Origin of the sequence: Massilia sp. CT11-108 (assembly GCF_047302915.1) — a bacterium.
In the GTDB taxonomy this organism is placed as follows: Bacteria; Pseudomonadota; Gammaproteobacteria; order Burkholderiales; family Burkholderiaceae_D; genus Telluria; species Telluria orientalis.
The window spans coordinates 1-836 of record NZ_JBKYMO010001045.1 but is presented as its reverse complement, the minus strand read 5'-3'; the positions used below and the strand labels follow the sequence as shown (position 1 = coordinate 836).

The following is an 836-nucleotide window of genomic DNA, read 5'->3' as shown; positions in this document are numbered from 1 at the left end:
GGCTCTGTTTTGTGTATACTCGACTGGCCACGACGCGGTTGGCGCGCGCCAGGGCGGCTTCCAGCGGCGCGCGGGCGTCCGCCGTCAGCCGGCTGGCCGTGCTCCAGAACAGCAGCATCAGGCCCTGGATCGATTGCAGCAGCGTGTCGTGCAGTTCGCGCGCGATGCGTTCGCGCTCGGCGGTCCGCTCGCCCATGCGGACGGCGAGCCGGCGTGCGGTCCGGCGCATCCAGAACAACTGCAGGCGCCATGCGACGACCACCGCCGCCACGACGCACAGGACGCGGAACCAGGTGGTCTGCGTCAGGCTCGGGGCGATGTCGAACGCGAGCGCGGCGCCCTCCGTGTTCCACACGCCGTCGTCGTTCGACGCGAGCACGCGGAACCGGTAGTGGCCCGGCCCCAGATTGGTGTAGTGGGCGGACCGCTCGCCGCCGTCGCGCCAGTCGTGGTCGACGCCGTCGAGCCGGTAGCGGAAGGCCACGCGCCCGGGTTCGCGGTAGGAGAGCGCGGTGAAGTCCACGTCCAGCGTGTCCGTCCCCGCCGGCAGGCGCGTGCCGTCGCTGGCCGTGAACGCGGTCGCGCCGGACTTCAGTCCCGTGATGACGACGGGCGGCACCAGGGTATTGCGCGGCAGCGCGGCCGGGTCGAAGCCGTACACGCCGCCGATCGTCGTGAACCACAGCGTGCCGTCGTCGCTGCGCACCGCGGACGGCACCGGGATGATCGCCCCGGCCGTACCGCGCAGGCCGTCGCGGTAATCGAGCCGGCCGTAGGCGACGGCATACCCGGGGTCGCGCAGCGCCCGCTGCTGTTCCGCCGGCGCGATGCTGGAA

Annotated in this window: 1 protein-coding gene; it reads right to left on the bottom strand. The window is 72.5% G+C overall.

The window, feature by feature from the left end:
* On the bottom strand, window positions 1-836 hold an 836-nt coding region (locus ACEN88_RS33020; protein WP_413346514.1), incomplete at both ends, for a triple tyrosine motif-containing protein.